This window comes from Clostridium sp. FS41 (genome assembly GCF_000954015.1).
Lineage (GTDB): Bacteria > Bacillota > Clostridia > Lachnospirales > Lachnospiraceae > Enterocloster > Enterocloster citroniae.
Genome location: NZ_JYHN01000013.1, coordinates 32,531 through 49,833 on the forward strand (window position 1 = coordinate 32,531; position 17,303 = coordinate 49,833).

General features: G+C 50.2%; 16 protein-coding genes and 1 riboswitch. Of the genes, 4 read left to right on the forward strand and 12 right to left on the reverse strand.

The window, feature by feature from the left end:
• Positions 1 to 17: 17 nt before the first annotated feature.
• On the reverse strand, positions 18 to 1,952 hold the full coding sequence (locus CLFS41_RS01950; protein WP_007858944.1) for a GGDEF domain-containing phosphodiesterase: 1,935 nt from the start codon (positions 1,950 to 1,952) through the stop codon (positions 18 to 20).
• Between the two features lie 219 nt (positions 1,953 to 2,171).
• On the opposite strand from CLFS41_RS01950, the gene CLFS41_RS01955 reads away from it, so the two are divergent.
• Positions 2,172 to 4,154 carry a sodium-translocating pyrophosphatase gene (locus tag CLFS41_RS01955; protein WP_007858945.1) on the forward strand — a complete coding sequence of 661 codons (1,983 nt, stop codon included), beginning with the start codon at positions 2,172 to 2,174 and terminating at the stop codon, positions 4,152 to 4,154.
• Between the two features lie 109 nt (positions 4,155 to 4,263).
• On the opposite strand, the gene CLFS41_RS01960 is transcribed toward CLFS41_RS01955, so the two are convergent.
• The 5 genes from CLFS41_RS01960 to CLFS41_RS01980 form a co-directional block, all read right to left on the reverse strand.
• Positions 4,264 to 5,691 carry a family 1 glycosylhydrolase gene (locus tag CLFS41_RS01960; RefSeq protein ID WP_082082474.1) on the reverse strand — a complete coding sequence of 476 codons (1,428 nt, stop codon included), beginning with the start codon at positions 5,689 to 5,691 and terminating at the stop codon, positions 4,264 to 4,266.
• Between the two features lie 21 nt (positions 5,692 to 5,712).
• On the reverse strand, positions 5,713 to 7,572 hold the full coding sequence (locus CLFS41_RS01965) for a beta-glucoside-specific PTS transporter subunit IIABC (RefSeq protein ID WP_045091299.1): 1,860 nt from the start codon (positions 7,570 to 7,572) through the stop codon (positions 5,713 to 5,715).
• 5 nt (positions 7,573 to 7,577) lie between these two features.
• Positions 7,578 to 8,423 carry a PRD domain-containing protein gene (locus tag CLFS41_RS01970; protein WP_045091300.1) on the reverse strand — a complete coding sequence of 282 codons (846 nt, stop codon included), beginning with the start codon at positions 8,421 to 8,423 and terminating at the stop codon, positions 7,578 to 7,580.
• 208 nt (positions 8,424 to 8,631) lie between these two features.
• Positions 8,632 to 9,939 carry a phosphomethylpyrimidine synthase ThiC gene (gene thiC / locus CLFS41_RS01975; protein ID WP_007858949.1) on the reverse strand — a complete coding sequence of 436 codons (1,308 nt, stop codon included), beginning with the start codon at positions 9,937 to 9,939 and terminating at the stop codon, positions 8,632 to 8,634.
• 108 nt (positions 9,940 to 10,047) lie between these two features.
• A riboswitch (TPP riboswitch) is annotated at positions 10,048 to 10,157 on the reverse strand.
• A gap of 94 nt (positions 10,158 to 10,251) precedes the next feature.
• A complete protein-coding gene (locus CLFS41_RS01980) occupies positions 10,252 to 10,614 on the reverse strand; it encodes a helix-turn-helix domain-containing protein (protein WP_045091301.1) in 363 nt (120 codons plus the stop codon).
• Between the two features lie 185 nt (positions 10,615 to 10,799).
• Here CLFS41_RS01980 and CLFS41_RS01985 point away from each other — a divergent pair, with 185 nt between their 5' ends.
• The gene (locus CLFS41_RS01985) at positions 10,800 to 11,837 is read left to right on the forward strand and encodes a phosphatidylglycerol lysyltransferase domain-containing protein (protein ID WP_007858954.1); all 1,038 of its coding nucleotides are present in this window, start codon (positions 10,800 to 10,802) and stop codon (positions 11,835 to 11,837) included.
• 189 nt (positions 11,838 to 12,026) lie between these two features.
• On the opposite strand, the gene CLFS41_RS01990 is transcribed toward CLFS41_RS01985, so the two are convergent.
• From CLFS41_RS01990 to CLFS41_RS02005, 4 genes are all read right to left on the reverse strand, one after another.
• Entirely contained in the window at positions 12,027 to 12,470 is a 444-nt protein-coding gene (locus CLFS41_RS01990; protein ID WP_007858956.1) for a threonine/serine exporter family protein, read from the reverse strand.
• Positions 12,467 to 13,249: a threonine/serine exporter family protein gene (locus CLFS41_RS01995; protein ID WP_007858958.1), complete on the reverse strand. Its 783-nt coding sequence runs from the start codon at positions 13,247 to 13,249 to the stop codon at positions 12,467 to 12,469. The genes CLFS41_RS01990 and CLFS41_RS01995 overlap by 4 nt, the downstream gene beginning before the upstream one ends.
• Before the next feature lie 15 nt (positions 13,250 to 13,264).
• Complete coding sequence (locus CLFS41_RS02000; protein WP_045091302.1) at positions 13,265 to 13,891, reverse strand: hypothetical protein; 627 nt, start codon at positions 13,889 to 13,891, stop codon at positions 13,265 to 13,267.
• Positions 13,892 to 14,263: 372 nt separating this feature from the next.
• Positions 14,264 to 14,662, reverse strand: coding sequence for a DUF2500 domain-containing protein (locus tag CLFS41_RS02005; RefSeq protein WP_007858962.1), 399 nt, complete (start codon positions 14,660 to 14,662; stop codon positions 14,264 to 14,266).
• A 218-nt stretch (positions 14,663 to 14,880) separates the two neighbouring features.
• On the opposite strand from CLFS41_RS02005, the gene CLFS41_RS02010 reads away from it, so the two are divergent.
• Both CLFS41_RS02010 and CLFS41_RS02015 read left to right on the forward strand, forming a co-directional pair.
• Positions 14,881 to 15,522 carry a TetR/AcrR family transcriptional regulator gene (locus tag CLFS41_RS02010; protein WP_007858964.1) on the forward strand — a complete coding sequence of 214 codons (642 nt, stop codon included), beginning with the start codon at positions 14,881 to 14,883 and terminating at the stop codon, positions 15,520 to 15,522.
• Complete coding sequence (locus CLFS41_RS02015; RefSeq protein ID WP_045091303.1) at positions 15,519 to 16,088, forward strand: flavodoxin family protein; 570 nt, start codon at positions 15,519 to 15,521, stop codon at positions 16,086 to 16,088. The genes CLFS41_RS02010 and CLFS41_RS02015 overlap by 4 nt, the downstream gene beginning before the upstream one ends.
• Before the next feature lie 14 nt (positions 16,089 to 16,102).
• Here the strand turns inward: CLFS41_RS02015 and CLFS41_RS02020 are convergent, their stop codons facing one another.
• Both CLFS41_RS02020 and CLFS41_RS29980 read right to left on the reverse strand, forming a co-directional pair.
• Positions 16,103 to 16,582, reverse strand: coding sequence for an NAD(P)H-dependent oxidoreductase subunit E (locus tag CLFS41_RS02020; RefSeq protein WP_007858968.1), 480 nt, complete (start codon positions 16,580 to 16,582; stop codon positions 16,103 to 16,105).
• A 502-nt stretch (positions 16,583 to 17,084) separates the two neighbouring features.
• On the reverse strand, positions 17,085 to 17,303 hold a 219-nt coding region (locus CLFS41_RS29980), incomplete at its 5' end, for a hypothetical protein (protein ID WP_161797471.1).

Genomic DNA, 17,303 nt, shown 5'->3' on the forward strand with positions numbered 1-17,303 from the left:
GTTACAAAGAACCTCCGCTATAAATATCCTTCGTTTTTCCGCAGAAATTCTTCCATCCCCTGCTGTGACAATGGTTTTGAGTAATAATACCCCTGTATCTGCTCCACCCCAAAATCGATCACCAGCTGCCTCTGCTCCTCGGTCTCCACCCCCTCCGCCACCACGGCCATCCCAAGGTCCTTAAAGGTTTCCACCAGATGCTTTACCGCCAGGGCCGATGTCTGATTGTCCATGGATGCCCACACAAGGCTTTTATCCAGCTTTATGGTTCCAAAGGGAATGCTGATAACAGTGGCAATATTGGAGTATCCTGTCCCAAAATCATCCAGACCCATTATGATGCCGTGGCGTTTCATCTCAATGGCAAAATCCGTCACCACCTGGGGGTTCTCCGCCAGGGTGCTCTCTGTAAATTCCAGCTTGACCATGGACATAGGGGTCCCGTTGCGCTGTATGATATCCAGTACCTTTGCGGTCAGGTCCGGCTGTGAAAACTGGATGGCCGAGAAATTCACATGGATGGCTTCAATGGGAAGCCCCTGTGCCCGGAGGCGGTTGATGTATTTACATACCTTGTCCAGGATCAGATAGGTCAGTTCAATGATAAGGCCTGTCTCCTCAGCAATGGGGATAAATTCCGAGGGATACACCGGGCCGATGGGAGTGTTGTTCATCCTCATAAGGGATTCTGCATACATGAATTTCCCTGAATCCACACAATAGATGGGCTGATAGTACATCTCCACATCCCCGCCGGCCAGCTGATCCTTCAAGATCTGGATGATCTGTTTTCTCCGCTCCAGTTTTCCCAGCATACTGCGGTCGCAGTATAGGACCTCCCCATATTTTCCGGTTTTGGCCTGGTAAACAGCATACTCAATGGCGCTCACCGCTTTCTCCAGCGTGTTCACATACTCGGACCGCCTGACAATGCCTATGGCCACCGGCAGGATAAACTGATAATCCCGGTTTTGCCATGGCTTAGCCATGCGTTCCTGTATCTCACCCACGCACCGGCGGATGCGCTCCCCATCCCCGTCCGTGAACAGCAGGGCAAACTCATCCCCGCTGTACCGGTAGACATTTTCCCGGGGACCGATCTCACACAGGAACCGGCACACCGATTTAAGAAACTCGTCCCCGCTGTGCTGCCCGCATATGTTATTGACCTGACGGAAATCCCGGATCGACACCACCATCAGGGTAAATTCCTTGTCCGGATATTTCTTAAACATCAGGTCCAGCATATTCAAAAGCTCCTGGCGGTTGGGTACACCGGTCAGGTAATCCATGGATATCTGTTTGTTCTGCAAATGTAGGTAGATGATCAGAAGCGCACATGTGGCGGCGGAGCCTGACAGGATGATATCAGGATACAGCTGCTGGAACAGGATGACCAGCACGGCCAGCACCGGAAAAGCCGCCAGGATATGGAAGATCTGCCGGTCAATCTTATGCCGGTTCCTGACCGCCACCACAATACATGCAATACAGTATGCGTAAAAAATCAGATAGGTCAGGAAAATGCAGCCGCCTCTCACATATCCCTGGTCGCTGTTTATGGCAAACATACATCCTGTAAACGAATTGGACAATACCAGCATGGTATAAAGGACTGCGGGAATACTTCCGGCCAGGATCATCTGCCTTAACCTGGGGCGCTCCTCATATATGATGGAGACCACATAAAGATAATAGATCAGGCCCATTAAAGGAGTCAGTATAAAATAGACCGTGGTAACCGCCCAGGTCAGCCACAGGGGTGAGGGGATGTAACGGTACAGCATAAAGGTGGACAGGATGTTGCTTGTCATGGCCGCAAAGGTGATGGTCAGGCATCCCTGGAACATCCTGTTCTTCAGGCTCGGAATATGGCTGCCTTTTCGGGAATATACCCATATGATTCCCAGGATAACCAATGATATTGTTTCCGGAGCAATATTCCACTTCACCGTTTCCACCTGCCGTTTCCCACATGTTCGTGTTCTTATCTCTTAATCATATACTAAAATCCCATTTACAGCAATATCCATTTTGTGAACAGTCCTTCCTGTACTTAAAAATGTGCAAAATCTTTTAGTTATTCTAAAAATTTTTGTTGATAAACTCCTGGAAGTTTGTTACAATCCATTTAGGAGGGATTTATTTTAACCAAAAAATAGGAGGGTATTATGAATCAAATGTTACTTATAGTCCCCATCATAGGACTGCTGGGGCTTCTGTTTGCCATCATGTTAAGGCTGCATGTTATCAAGCAGGATCCCGGAAACCAGAAAATGAGGGAGATCGCTGACGCCATTGCAGAAGGCGCAAGGGCTTTTCTCACCTCAGAGTACCGTATACTTATTGTCTTTGTTGCATTGTTGTTTATTGTCATCGGCTTTGGAACAGGCAGCTGGGTCACTGCAGGATGCTTCCTGGTGGGAAGTTTCTTTTCCACAGCAGCCGGCTATCTTGGAATGAGCGCTGCCATCCGCGCCAACTGCCGTACCGCCAATGCGGCCCGCACCTCAGGCATGCGCAGCGCCCTGGCACTTGCATTTTCAGGCGGCAGTGTCATGGGAATGGCTGTGGTCGGCCTTGGACTGATGGGGGTTGGAGCCCTCTATATGATCACACGGGACGTGTCCGTCCTCTCCGGCTTCAGCCTGGGAGCATCCTCCATCGCCCTTTTTGCCCGTGTGGGAGGAGGCATCTATACCAAAGCCGCGGATGTGGGCGCTGACCTGGTGGGAAAAGTGGAAGCAGGCATCCCAGAGGATGATCCCCGCAACCCGGCCGTGATCGCCGACAACGTGGGCGACAATGTTGGTGATGTGGCAGGAATGGGCGCTGACCTGTTTGAATCCTATGTGGGTTCCCTGATCTCCGCACTGACCCTGGGCCTTGTATTCTATCAGGAATCCGGCATCATTTTCCCACTGCTGCTCTCCGCATGCGGCATTGCGGCTTCTATCATAGGAACCCTGCTTGTCAAGGCCATCGGGGGCACGGATCCCCACAAGGCACTAAAGACAGGGGAATACAGCGCTACCGCACTGGTTGTTATCGCTGCACTGGCGCTGAGCCGCACCTTTTTCGGCAATTACCTGGCTGCCCTGACCGTGATCACCGGCCTGTTTGTGGGTGTGCTCATTGGATTTGTCACTGAGATCTATACGTCAGGGGATTACCGGTTTGTAAAAAAAGTGGCCGGCCAGTCTGAGACAGGTTCCGCCACCACCATTATCAGCGGCCTGGCAGTGGGTATGCAGTCCACCGCTGTTCCCATCCTTCTGGTATGTATCGGCATCCTGATCTCCAACCGCCTTATGGGACTTTACGGAATTGCCCTGGCCGCAGTGGGTATGCTGTCAACCACCGGAATAACAGTTGCCATCGATGCTTACGGACCCATTGCAGACAATGCGGGAGGTATAGCGGAAATGGCCGGACTGGACAAATCCGTCCGTGAGATCACCGATAAGCTTGACTCCGTGGGAAACACCACGGCTGCCATCGGCAAGGGCTTTGCCATTGGCTCCGCTGCCCTCACCGCACTGGCCCTGTTCGTATCCTATGCCGAGGCAGTTAAGCTCACCACCATTGATATCCTCAATGCCCATGTCATTGTGGGCCTTTTCATCGGCGGGATGCTCACCTTCCTCTTCTCTGCCATGACCATGGAATCCGTATCCAAGGCAGCTCACCAGATGATCGAGGAGGTGCGCCGCCAGTTCCGTGAGAATCCGCAGATCCTTCAGGGAAATGCCCGCCCCGACTACGCTTCCTGCGTGTCCATCTCCACCACGGCTGCCCTCAGGGAAATGTTCCTGCCGGGACTTATGGCAGTGCTGGCGCCCCTGGCCACCGGAATTATCCTGGGACCGGATGCCCTGGGCGGTCTTCTCACCGGTTCCCTTGTCACCGGCGTCCTCATGGCAATCTTTATGTCCAACTCCGGCGGAGCCTGGGACAATGCAAAGAAATACATAGAGGAGGGCAACCACGGCGGAAAGGGAAGCACGGCCCACAAGGCAGCTGTAGTAGGTGACACGGTAGGCGATCCATTTAAGGATACCTCAGGACCTTCCATCAATATCCTGATCAAACTGATGACCATTGTGTCCCTTGTTTTCGCCCCTCTGTTCCTGCAATACGGAGGATTGATTTAAGTGAATGATACACATACTGAATGATACACACAACAAGGAAAGGGTTCCGGCAATTTTGTCCGGAACCCTTTTTGCGATATTCTTTCCACTATAATTTTTCTATCCGGACTTATTCCTGTCCCAATTCTTCCCCATTGGTCTCAATCACATGACGGAACCAGTCAAATGATTTCTTCTTATACCGCTCCCCGGTACCGCTTCCGTCATCCTCCTGATCCACGTAGATAAAACCATACCGCTTTTTCATCTCCCCTGTGGTGGCGGAAACCAAATCAATAGGCCCCCACATAAGGTATCCGAAGCATTCCACATCATCCTCCTCAACCGCCAGTTTCAGCTGCTCCAGGTGAAGCCTCAGGTACTCAATGCGGTAGCTGTCATCCACGGTCTTGTCCTCACTCAGGATATCCACCGCGCCCAGACCGTTCTCCGTAACGATCAGGGGTTTCCCGTACTTTTTGTACACTGCGTTCAGCAGATAGCGCAGTCCCTTGGGATCAATGGACCACCCCCACCTGCTCTGCTCCAGGTATGGGTTCTGCACACCCCCAAACAGGGTCTCCTCCCCCTCTTCCCCATCATGATGGCCCACGCTGGAGGAGTAGTAATTGACGCCGATAAAGTCAATGACGCCCTGTTTAAATGCTTCCTCATCCTCCTCTACACCCTCCGGTACAATGCCCATTTTTTCGTATTCCTTCAGCTTATACCTGGGGAAATATCCGTTGCACATGGCGTCCACCTGATAAAAATCCCGGTACATTTCCTTAAATGCCTGGAACGCATTCTCCGGTTTACAGTTATAGGCGTACACGGGTTGAAGGCCGAACACACATCCGATCTGGTTATCCGGGTCCACCCTGTGGCCCAGTTCCACTGCCTTCACCCCTGCCGCTGTCATATTATATCCCACCGCGGCCAAGGTCCTGGCAGGTTCTTCCATCTGTGAAAACTTAAGGCCCGCAATGATATAAGTGAAAATATCCGATGCCTCTGTGGCCGGATCAATATGGTTCATCTCATTAAACGTGACCCAGTACCTGACCTTTCCCTTCAGTGCACGGAACATGGTCTCACAGTACTTCAGATAAAAGTCAATCACTTTCCTGTTGGTCCAGGAACCATATTCCGTCACCAGATGATAAGGCATTTCAAAGTGATACAGGGTAACCATGGGTTCGATCCCCTGCGCGCGCAGTTCATCCACCACGGACCTGTAGTACCGGATCCCCTCCTCATTGGGCTGTTCCTCGTCACCCATGGGATAGATCCTGGACCAGTCCACAGAGATCCGCAGTGTCTTAAACCCCATCTGGGCAAAGAGACCAATGTCCTCCCTGTACCGATGGTAAAAATCAATTCCCCTGTGGGAGGGATAATACTTTCCCTCCTCTATCTCCGTACAGATTTCCCTTGGAACTTCATGGGAGCCGCTGGTCACCAGATCCATAATAGCGGTTCCCTTTCCGCCCTCCTGCCAAGCGCCCTCACACTGATGGGCCGCTATACTGCCTCCCCATAAAAAGTCTTTTCTCATCCTTATCAGCTCCTTTACGTTCTAAAACACAACACTGAGGCACTCTTCATCCAGATGGATATTCTCAGCCGTAGTGGGGATCACATCCAGGAACTGGGCCGTGTTGGTGATAATGACCATGACAGTGGTATCATACCCTTCTGCCTCAATGGCCTTCATGTCCGCTTCCACCAGAAGCTGTCCCCGCTCCACACGCTGCCCCTGCTCCACATGGGCGGTAAAATATTTACCGTCCAGCTGGACCGTATCGATCCCGATATGGACCAGCAGCTCCACGCCGGAATCGCTTTTGATCCCAATAGCGTGTTTGGTGGGGAACAGGCATACCACCTGTCCGCTTACAGGAGCGTAGACCTGATCGGCTGCCGGCTTGATTCCGATCCCCTTTCCCATGGCGCCGCTGGAAAATGCCTTGTCATTTACCTGTGAAAGCAGAACCACGGTTCCTTCCGCCACAGTGCTCAGAAGTTCCTTCTGAAGCCCGCTGGTATCCGCCGGTACAGGAGCTGCATCCGGGCTGACTGTACGCTCTTTCTCCGTCTCCCCCCCGGGCGCGCACAGAACAAATCCCGCAATGGCCGCTGCCACGAATCCGATGAGCACGGCCGCTATCATGTAATAGAAATTGTTAAAATCATTTACCCCGATATAGGAGGGAAGTCCGGCCAGTCCCCATGCCATGGTATATGTTTTTACCTGCATAAGGCCTGCAAACAGTCCTCCCAGACCTCCGCCGAATATAACGGCCAGGAACGGACGGCGGTATTTTACAAACACACCGAACACGGCCGGCTCTGTGCAGCCTAAGATCGCGGAAAAGCTGACCGTACCAAACAGTTCTTTCTGTTTTGGATCCTTTGCCCGGAGGAAGTATCCGAACATGGCGCCGCCCACAGCAATATCGGAAATGGTGCAGGCTGCCAGGAACAGGGGGTCATAACCCATTTCAGCCAGGAATGCCATGACCACGGGCATGATAAAGTTTCCGGCTCCCATCATGATCAGGAACGGCTGGATGGCCGCATAGAAGGCCACCACACTCCAGTTGCCCAGCGTATTGGCCAGGAAGGTGCATACAAAGCTGATCCCCTCCCCGATCCAGGTCCCGATAGGGCCAAAAAACATTAGGGTAACAGGGAGGGTGATCACCAGGGTCAGTACCGGGATCAGAAAATACTGCAGCAGATTAGGGATGACCTTTTTCAGAAACGCCTGCACATATCCCATAAACCATACGGCCAGCAGGATGGGAATAAAGGAACTGGAATAGGTAATGGCAGGAAGGGGGATTCCAAACACACCGAGCCCTTCCACCCCGTTAATGGAGGAGGACAGCAGGGTTGCCGCCAATGCCACGGCCAGATACGGGCTGGCGTTCAGACGCTTGGCACATGCCATGGCCATAAAAATGGGGAGGAAAAAGAACACGGCTCCCCTGATGGAATCCAGCACAATATAGGTTGGACTGTCCGCTGATACCAGCCCTGTCAGGGCTACCAGGGACAGCAGTCCTGCCAGCATGCCCGCTGCGATAATGGGCTCCAGCAAAGGTGTCATGGATTCCGACACCAGGTCCAGGGCCGCCTTAAAGGGATTCTTCTTTCCTTTGGGCTGCGGATCCCCGGTCTCACTGCCAAGTCCCAGCATGGCGGTCAGCTCCTCGTGTACCTCCGATACCTGGGTTCCGATGATGATCTGATATGCCACATCATTGGATACCACGTCAATCACCCCATCCAAAGCCTTGATCTCATCTGTTTTCGCCAGGCTCCGGTCCTTCAGTGTAAAACGAAGCCTTGTCATGCAGTGCACCACTGCGCTGATATTATTTTTTCCGCCCACTAAGCGGATGATCGATTCATTTAATGCCTGATATTTCATGGCTTTTACTCCTTTTTTTCATTTCTGTCCGCGACCCTGTGTATATGCAGGATCAGATATGTTTCCTCATCAATTGTAAGTTCCATTTTAAAACTGTCTTTAATGTACGCCCTGATCTTCACCGCACACTCATAGGCTCTTGGGTACAGGACCCTCACCTGGGAATTCAACGCCTTGTCATTGTCCTCAAATACCTGTCCGGTCTGAAGCCGCTGGATAAAATACTGCAGATGGGTAATGAGCCGCATATAATTCACTGACGACTCGTCCAGGCGCAGGCTGTAATGGTATTGTATGATGGACAGGATATCTTTTAACACCTGCATGGCCTCTATGGTCTCCTTCAGATCGTGTCCCTCTGACTGGAGATTGACAAAATGAAGGGCAATGGAAACCGCCTCATCCTCAGGAAATCCCACGTCAAAGCGCTGGTTCATCAGATTCAGGGCATGCAGGCCGATCTGGAAATGTTTCGGGTAGAATTTCTTCACCTCCCATGTCAGGGGGCTGCGGATAAACTGCCCTTTTCCCGCCCTTTTCAGGGCAAAGTCAATATGGTCCAATAAAGTCAGATATAAATAATCATTTGCCTTCTGCCCCAGCAGGATCTCGCCAAAAGCAATGACATTGTTGGCAATGTTCAGATACTCTTCATCTGTATTGGCAAGCAGGTAACTGAAATGCTCCAGCATATCATTGGAATCCAAAACATATGTTTTTTCGATTTCCTCTTCCCCTATCGACTGGCCAGCCTTTTTTCTGAATGATATGCCCTTGGAGTAGACGATCAGCTCACTGCCCCCTTTTTTTACCACTGCAACATTGTTATTTAAAATCTGACTTATCTTCACAATAGATCCTCCTTTCCAGAAAAAAAAACTCAAACTACACGGAAAATAAAAATTTTCAGTGTAATCTGAGTTCTGCCTGCATACCAGTAACATACTCACTTCGTGACTCCCTAGTCACATAAGTTTTCTTTTCTAAGTTTTTCTCTGGTTTTAATTCTATATAATAATTCCTGCAATGTCAAGTCCTTTTTCTTATGTAAAATGATCATCATTCATCAAATATACTGACAATCTCACCATTGAGTATCCGGTTCATATTTTTAACCGCGCAAAAATTGCCGCACATGGAGCATGTATCTTCCTTTTCCGGTTTTGCGGATTCCCTGTAGCTCCTGGCCTTTTCAGGATCCAGGGACAATTCAAACATCCGCTCCCAGTCCAGATTCTTGCGGGCAGTGCTCATCTCATGATCCCACTGGGCAGCCCCCTTGATCCCCTTTGCAATATCCGCCGCATGGGCCGCGATCCTGGATGCAATGATTCCCTCCTTTACATCATTTACATCCGGCAGCCTCAAGTGCTCTGCCGGAGTCACATAGCAGAGAAAGGATGCGCCGCTGGCCGCTGCCAGGGCTCCCCCAATGGCTGCTGTTATATGGTCATATCCAGGGGCAATATCTGTTACCAGGGGGCCCAGTACATAGAACGGCGCTCCCTTGCAGATGGTCTGCTGTATCTTCATATTGGCCTCGATCTGGTTTAACGGCATATGTCCCGGTCCTTCGATTATAATCTGAACATTCTTATCCCACGCCCTCTGTGTAAGCTCACCCAGCGTTACCAGTTCCTCTATCTGTGAAATGTCCGAGGCATCAGCGATACATCCCGGACGACAGGCGTCTCCCAGGCTCAGGGTCACATCATATTCCTGGCAGATATCCAGTATCTCGTCAAAATGCTCATAAAAGGGATTCTCCTGTCCGGTCATCTCCATCCATGCAAAGATGATGGAACCTCCCCTGGACACGATATTAGTCAGACGCTTCGCCTTCTTAAACCGATCTGCCGTTCTCCTGTTGATCCCAATATGGATGGTCTGGAAATCCACGCCGTCCTCCGCATGCATTTTTACAATATCGATCCATTCCCGGGATGTGATATCCTTTAAGGGCTTATGGTAATATACCACCGCATCATAGATGGGGACCGTGCCGATCATGGCCGGGCATTCCCTGGTCAGTTTCTTCCTGAAGGTACGGGTATCCCCAAAGGAACTGAGATCCATAATAGACTCTGCCCCCATCCGCACTGCGTCATTTACCTTTTCCAGTTCCATGTTGAGATCCATGCAGTCCCTGGATGTGCCCAGATTTACATTGATCTTTGTTTTCAGCATGGAGCCGATCCCATTTGCCTCCAGGCATTGGTGGCGTTTATTGGCGGGAATGGCCACTTTGCCTTCCGCCACCAGCTTCATCAGCTCTGCAATATCAAACTTCTCCTTTTCAGCCACCTTTTTTAATTCCTTTGTCTGGATGCCCCTTCTGGCTGCATCCATCTGCGTTGTGTAGTTCATGATTCTCCTCCTTATTTTCTTTTGTGGAAAATAAAAATGGCCCGCTCCGTTAAGGAATGGGCCATGAATCACTCATGCTGTACAGCAACCTCGCATATTCCGCGCGATTCCTGTATGTTCCATATTTCCCTACGTTGGCATTATCCAAATCAGGTATAATAGGTCGAAGTTCGATTACTTCCTCTCAGCCTGCGCTACAAGCTCCCTGTTGTAATTGTATCGGACGTGTACATTGGATACCGGGTCCAAATTTATATATCCTTTACCAGTTTATTCGGTAATTCCCTATCTGTCAACCCCTTTTTTCACATCTCAGGCTTCAGATTCACCCGTTCTCCGGGAGGGCAGACGGTGCTTATCCCCCCATGCACACATCATATCCAGAATGGGGATCAGTGACCTTCCCCGCTCTGTCAGGCTGTATTCCACTTTCGGCGGGATCTGGGGATACTCCTCCCTGTGTACCAGCTGGTCGCTCTCCAGTTCCTTCAGGGTGACGCTCAGTGTCTTATATGATATCTCACCAATATACTTTTTCATCTCATTAAAGCGCACCACACCAAATTCCATTAAAGTGTAGAGGATCGTCATCTTATATTTTCCATTGATCAGAGACAGGGTATAGCTGAAACCAGTGTCTCCCAGACATGCCTGGGATATACGGCATTTTTCCATTTCACACTCTCCTCTAGGTAAGTATATAACTTTTAGTTTAGTATCTAACTTTAAAGTTAGTATCTCACCTGAATGTTCGTACTTGCTTTTTATAATGGTACTGTTAAAATTATAATATGTTGTAATGGAAAAGTCAATGGACCATAAAGCAGACGATTCCAGTATTAACACTAAAAAGGAGATTTATGAATACAGTACAATCTAAAAAGCACACCACGACACAGGCGGACATGCACGACACACAAAGCAGACAATACACGGTTTCAGGAAATACGGCTCTTTCTAAGGAATGGGAACTGAATATTCCCAGCATCATCCATACCAGTCCTTTGGAATTCAGGAAACTGACCATACATGACCGCACCTGGGCTGCTCCCATTCTGGCAGCGGAAGACAGTCTGGCATCCGATGGATGCTTTGGGACCTTCTTTCTTTGGGGCAGCGCATATGGAATGACGGCAGCCAGGATCGACAACAGGATGATCCCAAAGTATAGCACAAAGGAGGGGCTGTTCTTTTCCTTTCCATCGGGCAGCGGTCCCCTCAAACCGGCAATCCTTCAGATGAAACGGTTGTCAGAACAGCAGGGACAGCCCCTTTTGATCAGGGGCATGACCGAAGAGCAGAAAAACCGCCTGGAAAAAGAGTTCCCGGCCCAGTTCACCTTTGAGGAGGTTCGCAGCAGTGCGGATTATATTTACGAAGCAGAAGTCCTTGCAGGGCTGGGCGGCAAAAAACTGCACAATAAGCGCAACCACTGCAACCGGTTTGAACAGGAGTGCCCGGACTGGCGCTTTGAACAGCTCGGCAAAGAACATGCCAAATCCTGCCTTGATCTGCTAAACAGCTGGGAAGAAGATCACAGTGGGCAGGAAGGCGGTATGGCCGAGGCGGAAAAAGAAGCCATTCTGACAGCCTTTAAGCATTACGACCAGCTGGGGCTGGAAGGCGGCGTCATCTATGGCGGGGACCGTCTGCTGGCATTTACACTGGGGGAGCCTGTTGGCAGGAACGGGTTTGATGTAAGGTTTGAAAAAGCCGACATCTCAGTCCACGGCACATACCAGATGATCAACCGGGAATTTGTCCGCCATCTTCTTAAGACCCATCCGGGGCTTCGCTATATCAACCGGGAAGAAGATATGGGCATGGAAAACCTGAGAAAGGCAAAGGAGTCCTATTATCCGGCCTTTATGCTGAATAAATATGCGGCCCGCTGGTAATCAGCGGACCGCCCTCCGGGGCCCATTGAACCAACTGCGCCTTTGCCAGCCCGTTTGATCATCATTGGCAGAACGCCGTTTGAAATCATGTGTATAAGATCCCCTTGTCCACTGAGGGTAGCATCTGAATATAGATACGTCAAGATTAAAATTCCTGTCTTATAAAAAGGGACTTATAAAAAAGGGACATCAGACATGATATCCCTTTTTTGCCGCCCACCGAAACATTCCCTGGGGCAGTTCAAACACAAATACAATCCCCAGCACAATGGCAACCGCCACCTTCACCGCCTCATATCCCGTATATACGGCCAGGCGGAGCTGTTCTGTCACCAGATAGTACGCGGTCCAGTAAATACCTGCCCCGGGCACCAGAGGGAAGATGCCTGATACAAGGAAAATGGTAACCGGACACCTGTTTCGCACAGCGGCGGACCTGGACAGGAAAATCACCACCACCGTGGCAATAAAGGATGCCCCCGCCGGTCCGCAGCCGCCGGATGTTGTCAGCACATATACGGCCCATCCGGCTCCTCCAATGGCCCCGCACCATGGGTAGAATACCCTTGGGACTCCAAACAGAAGAGAAAACGACACCGTCCCCACCATGGCAACACAAATCTGCAGTATCATAGCAGCGTACCCCCCTTCAGCCATCCGATCACGGTGAATCCCACGCCCACACCTATGGCAATGCAGAAAAACACCAAAAGGGCGTCCAGCATACGGACCGATCCTGATATATAATCACCATTGGCAATATCCCTGATGGCATTGGTAAAGGGCACTCCGGGTATCAGCGGCATGATGGAGCCGATCACCATATAGTTGAGATGCTGCCCCACCCCCAGAAGATACATGGCGCTGCACAGGATGGTGACCAGTGCCCCGCCGCTGATATTTGCCACGATCTTGGACAGATGAGGGCCGCTGACATACAGCACATACAGATACAGGGCCAGCCCTGCTAAAAGTGCAACAGTGCTGTCCCAGGGACTCCCTCCAAACAGATAGCAGAATGCGGCACTTCCGCAGCCGGATGCCATCACCTGCATAAGCCGGGTCTTACCCGGCATTCTTTTTATATCCTCCAGCCTTTCCCCCACTTCTTTTATGGTATATCTTCCTTCCTCTATCTCTCTGGAAAGCTGGTTTACAGCCGCCACACGGTCCAGATGGGTTCCGCTGACCGGAATGTGCTCCACCTTTGCAAAAAACGACTCGTTCCTGTCCCCTACCGTTGTAAATATACCATTGGAAAGCACAAATGCATTTCCGGAACGGACACCATAATAGTTGCAGATCCGGTCCATGGTTTCTTCCACCCGGGAGATCTCGGCTCCATTTTCCAGCAGCAGATGACCTGCCTGAAGCGACACCTCCATGACTTCCTTTTCCCTGTTCTCCTCCACTTCCCCACTTTCCTCCTAATAATCCCACCGGTGAAAATCCTGAATCAGGATGCCGGACGTTCCTATCTGTTCTTTTGTGTATTCCGAAAGATCCATATGCTCTGCAAGCCTTCGGTCCACAATGGCAAAGGGTATGGTCTTAGGGACCTTCCCCTGCTCTATGGCTGTAAGCCCCACACTGGCATCATCTGCTTCAAGGCCTGTCTGAATAGCCTTTACCGGATCAAATTTCCAGATTTCCCCTGCACATTCGACCACATCCTGTACCCTGTCACCTATAAAGGAACAGGGTCCTTCCGCTTTCAGCACTTCACTTTCAGGGATGATGATTTCAAAACTGAACTGTCCGTCTTCCGGATAACGGTTCATCCAAAATCCCCTGACATGGGAAAATCCCCTGTAATCAAACAAGATCTGCTTGTAATTATGAAGATATGTTTCCGTGAACCCCAGTTTAAAATCCTGCTCCAACAGCCTCTGGTTAAAGGCGGCTATCTCCGCAAAGCTGTTATCCTCCGAATTCCAGTAACCGCTTTTAAATATAAGGCCGGCCTTTTCCAAAGCCGTATGAAAATCCGTTACAAACAAGGGATAGAGGTCCTCTCTCTGAAACTGGATACTCAAATTAAAATATGCCGGCATGACCATACACCTCCCCGCTTAGCCAGCTGTATTATTCATGTCTCTTCAGTTCAAGCACGTCAGGTCTTGCATAATGCCCCCAGACATCAAATTCCATAGGGATGCACAACACAGCTTCCGTCCCGGCATACGGTTGGGGGAAGCTTTTGAATCTCATCCGGGTATGCAGCCGGCCAAAAATCAGCCGCAGCCATGGGTGTGGAGGAGAATCCGAACGTACGCTCTTAGCTTACCACATTTTTATCCCATATTCTACATTGCCTGTATGGAATCGGGAAATATATATGACAGAAAGCAGGACGTACAGACAGATTGTTTTACTTCTGCCTGTACGTCCTGCCTGTTAATTCTACGGATCCTGCCTTCCGTCCCTCAACTATTATGTCTCTCAAACCCCAGATACCTGGTCCCCTGAAACTTCAATGTCCCGGTATCTCCCTCTGCCAGCATCCCATATTCCGAACCGCTCACGGACAGTTCCATCCGGTCACCGCTTTCCACCTCAAATGTAACATAATAACTGGTGGATGAGGAGGAATGGAATCCGTGGGCTCCTGTCATATCCCCTGCATTGGCATGCTGGCGGCGGACCACGTTGGTGCGTTTTGCCGTTACCCGGGCTGTCACGGATAATCTGGGAGAATGGTTGTTTTTATTCCACTGCCCGATCCCCCGAACGGCTCCAACCACAAACATTACAATAATAATGGTGAATATAAGGAAAAACAGAATATCAAACCCGCCTCCCCAAAAGAACGAATCCATATACATGATCCATCCACCTCCTGCTGCAAAATTAATGATCCCGCATATGGTTAAATATTACCATATGGCTGCTTCCACAATATTACTATTTATTTACGTTATTCTAAATTTTTCCTGTAACATTGCGTCATCTGGCTTGTATTGTGCGCAGGTTTGTGATAAAATTAATTAAACTATTAGTTTAATTAATTAACTGTATGGAAAATCCCCGCCGGGAGGAAAAGATGGGACGAAGAAAAAAAGAACCGGAGCATGTGCACCGTGAGGCCATTGCCTCTGCCGCCGAAGACTTGTTCGTGCACAAAGGGATACAGGCTGCCACCATGGATGACATTGCTAAAAAATCCGGCTACAGCAAGGCAACCCTGTATGTGTATTTTGCAAACAAGGAGGAAATCGTGGGATATCTTGCCCTAAAAAGCATGAAACTTCTCTGTCAAAGCCTTTCCGACAGCGCTTTAGGGCAGGGAACCATAAGGGATAGGTACAACAGCATATGTACCGCACTGTGGAAGTACCATGAACAGTATCCTCTGTATTTTTCCTTTACCCTGAGCGAGATCAATGTGGATTTTGATCACGGTGACTTTCTTCCGGTGGAAAAGGAGATTTACCAGGCCGGGGAACAGATCATCGAAATCATTGCCTCATTTATACGTGAAGGGATGGAGACCGGGGACTTTCTGCCCGATCTGCCGGTTCCGGAAACTGTTTTTTTATTCTGGTCAGCGCTGTCAGGCCTGGTCCAGGTTGCCTCAAACAAACAGTTTTATCTTGAGAAAGCCATGCAATTGTCAAAGCAGCAGTTTTTGGATTTTGGATTTGATAAGTTGTACCGGATGATTGAAAGGAATGGTGTGATATGAAAAAAAGAATGGTCGCGCTTTTGGGAAGCCCCCATAAAACCGGCTCAACCGCATCCATGTTAGACTGTGCCGTAAAAGAAGCAATGGGAAATGGATGGGAGGTCACGGTAATCCATCTGTATGAGAAGCAGATCGGGTACTGTCAGGGCTGCCGGGCGTGTATGGGTACCGGGATCTGTGTACATCATGATGACCTGCAGGAAATCGCCGGACTTATCAAATCCTGCGACCGTGTTGTACTGGCTGCCCCGACTTACTGGGCCAATGTACCAGCGGTTGTCAAGAACCTGTTTGACCGTCTCCTTGGAACCGCCATGGAAGAAACCGCTGCATTTCCCCGCCCCCGGCTTTCCCCCGGCCAGGGCTATCTGCTTTTGACAGCCTGTAACACTCCCTATCCTTTTTCATGGATCTTTGGCCAGAGCAGGGGGGCCATCCGGGCTATGAATGAATTTTTTAAGACTTCCGGCATGAAAAAACTGGGAACGGTTGCATTTGCGGGGGCAAAAGGAAGATCCCACCTGCCTGCCGGCATACAAAAGAGGATCATCCATGCCCTAAAGTAATTGCAGCACCTGATTTAACCGGATACCAGTTTTGCGATCTCCTCCGCACTTTTTCCGCAGCAGAGGCATCCGTCCACCATCACATTGGGAGCCGTACGGCAATGCTTTAAGCAGGACCTGGTTTTCAGATACACGGTCCCATCCCTGGATATCCCATCCCCGTTGATTCCCAGCTTTTGTTTTAGCTTCTGCAGGACATCCAGACTGCCCTTTGCTGCACAGTTTTTTCCGATGCAGAAGACGATCTCATGCCTATAAGCGGATTCCTTTAAACTGGGAATCCGCTTTATGATGGCCTGTATGGTGGATACCTTTACATCTGCTGCCTGCGCCGCCATTTCCCGGAGTCCGGGACCGATACAACCGTTCACTTCCTGGAGTTCCCGCAGCATTTCCACGATCATTTCCTGGGAGGAACGGTTTTGCAGACCTGCATAGTAGTCCAGGATCTCATTTGTTTGGATCTCATTTTCCGTGTTGCTGTTTGACTGCATTTTCTGTCTCCTTATTTCCCTTATATCTTCTGCCACTCCCCATGGATTTATTCATTTCATTCTCCCGCCGTCTGAACAGTTACATTTTCATTATATTTCATCCCTTGTACTGTTCTAAATCAAAATGCCGGTGCATACAGGTTATCCCTGTCCGCCACACACCAATCTCATTCTGCCGCATAAGATATGGCAAAGAATACTTTGAAAGGTAACCTTATGTACAACAACACTTACAACCCTTCGCTGACGGAAGATCCTTACTACTATCCCACTGCCTATTCTGAATCTCATCCCCAGGCAGAAGACTCCGTTGAGTGGGTGTATTCACAGGAATTAGAACCTATCATACCTTACCCTGATGATGTCTTTGATGAGGTTGACGATATCCTGGAAGAGGCTGAGGACACCATATTAGAAGATTTTGACGATACCGTCTTTGATGATTCTGAGGATACCATGGAATTCACTGCCCAGGAAGGAATGGGACGCCCTGCGCCTCCGTTTATGCCTGACAGGCCAGGCCGGCCTCAGCCGCCAAGACCCCAGCCACCACGGCCCGAACCTCCAAGGCCCCAGCCTCCAAGGCCCGAACCTCCAAGGCCCCAGCCTCCACGGCCCGAACCTCCAAGGCCCCAGCCTCCCAGACCTCAGCCTCCAAGGCCCCAGCCGCCCAGGCCCGAACCTCCACGGCCCCAGCCTCCCAGACCTCAGCCTCCTGCAC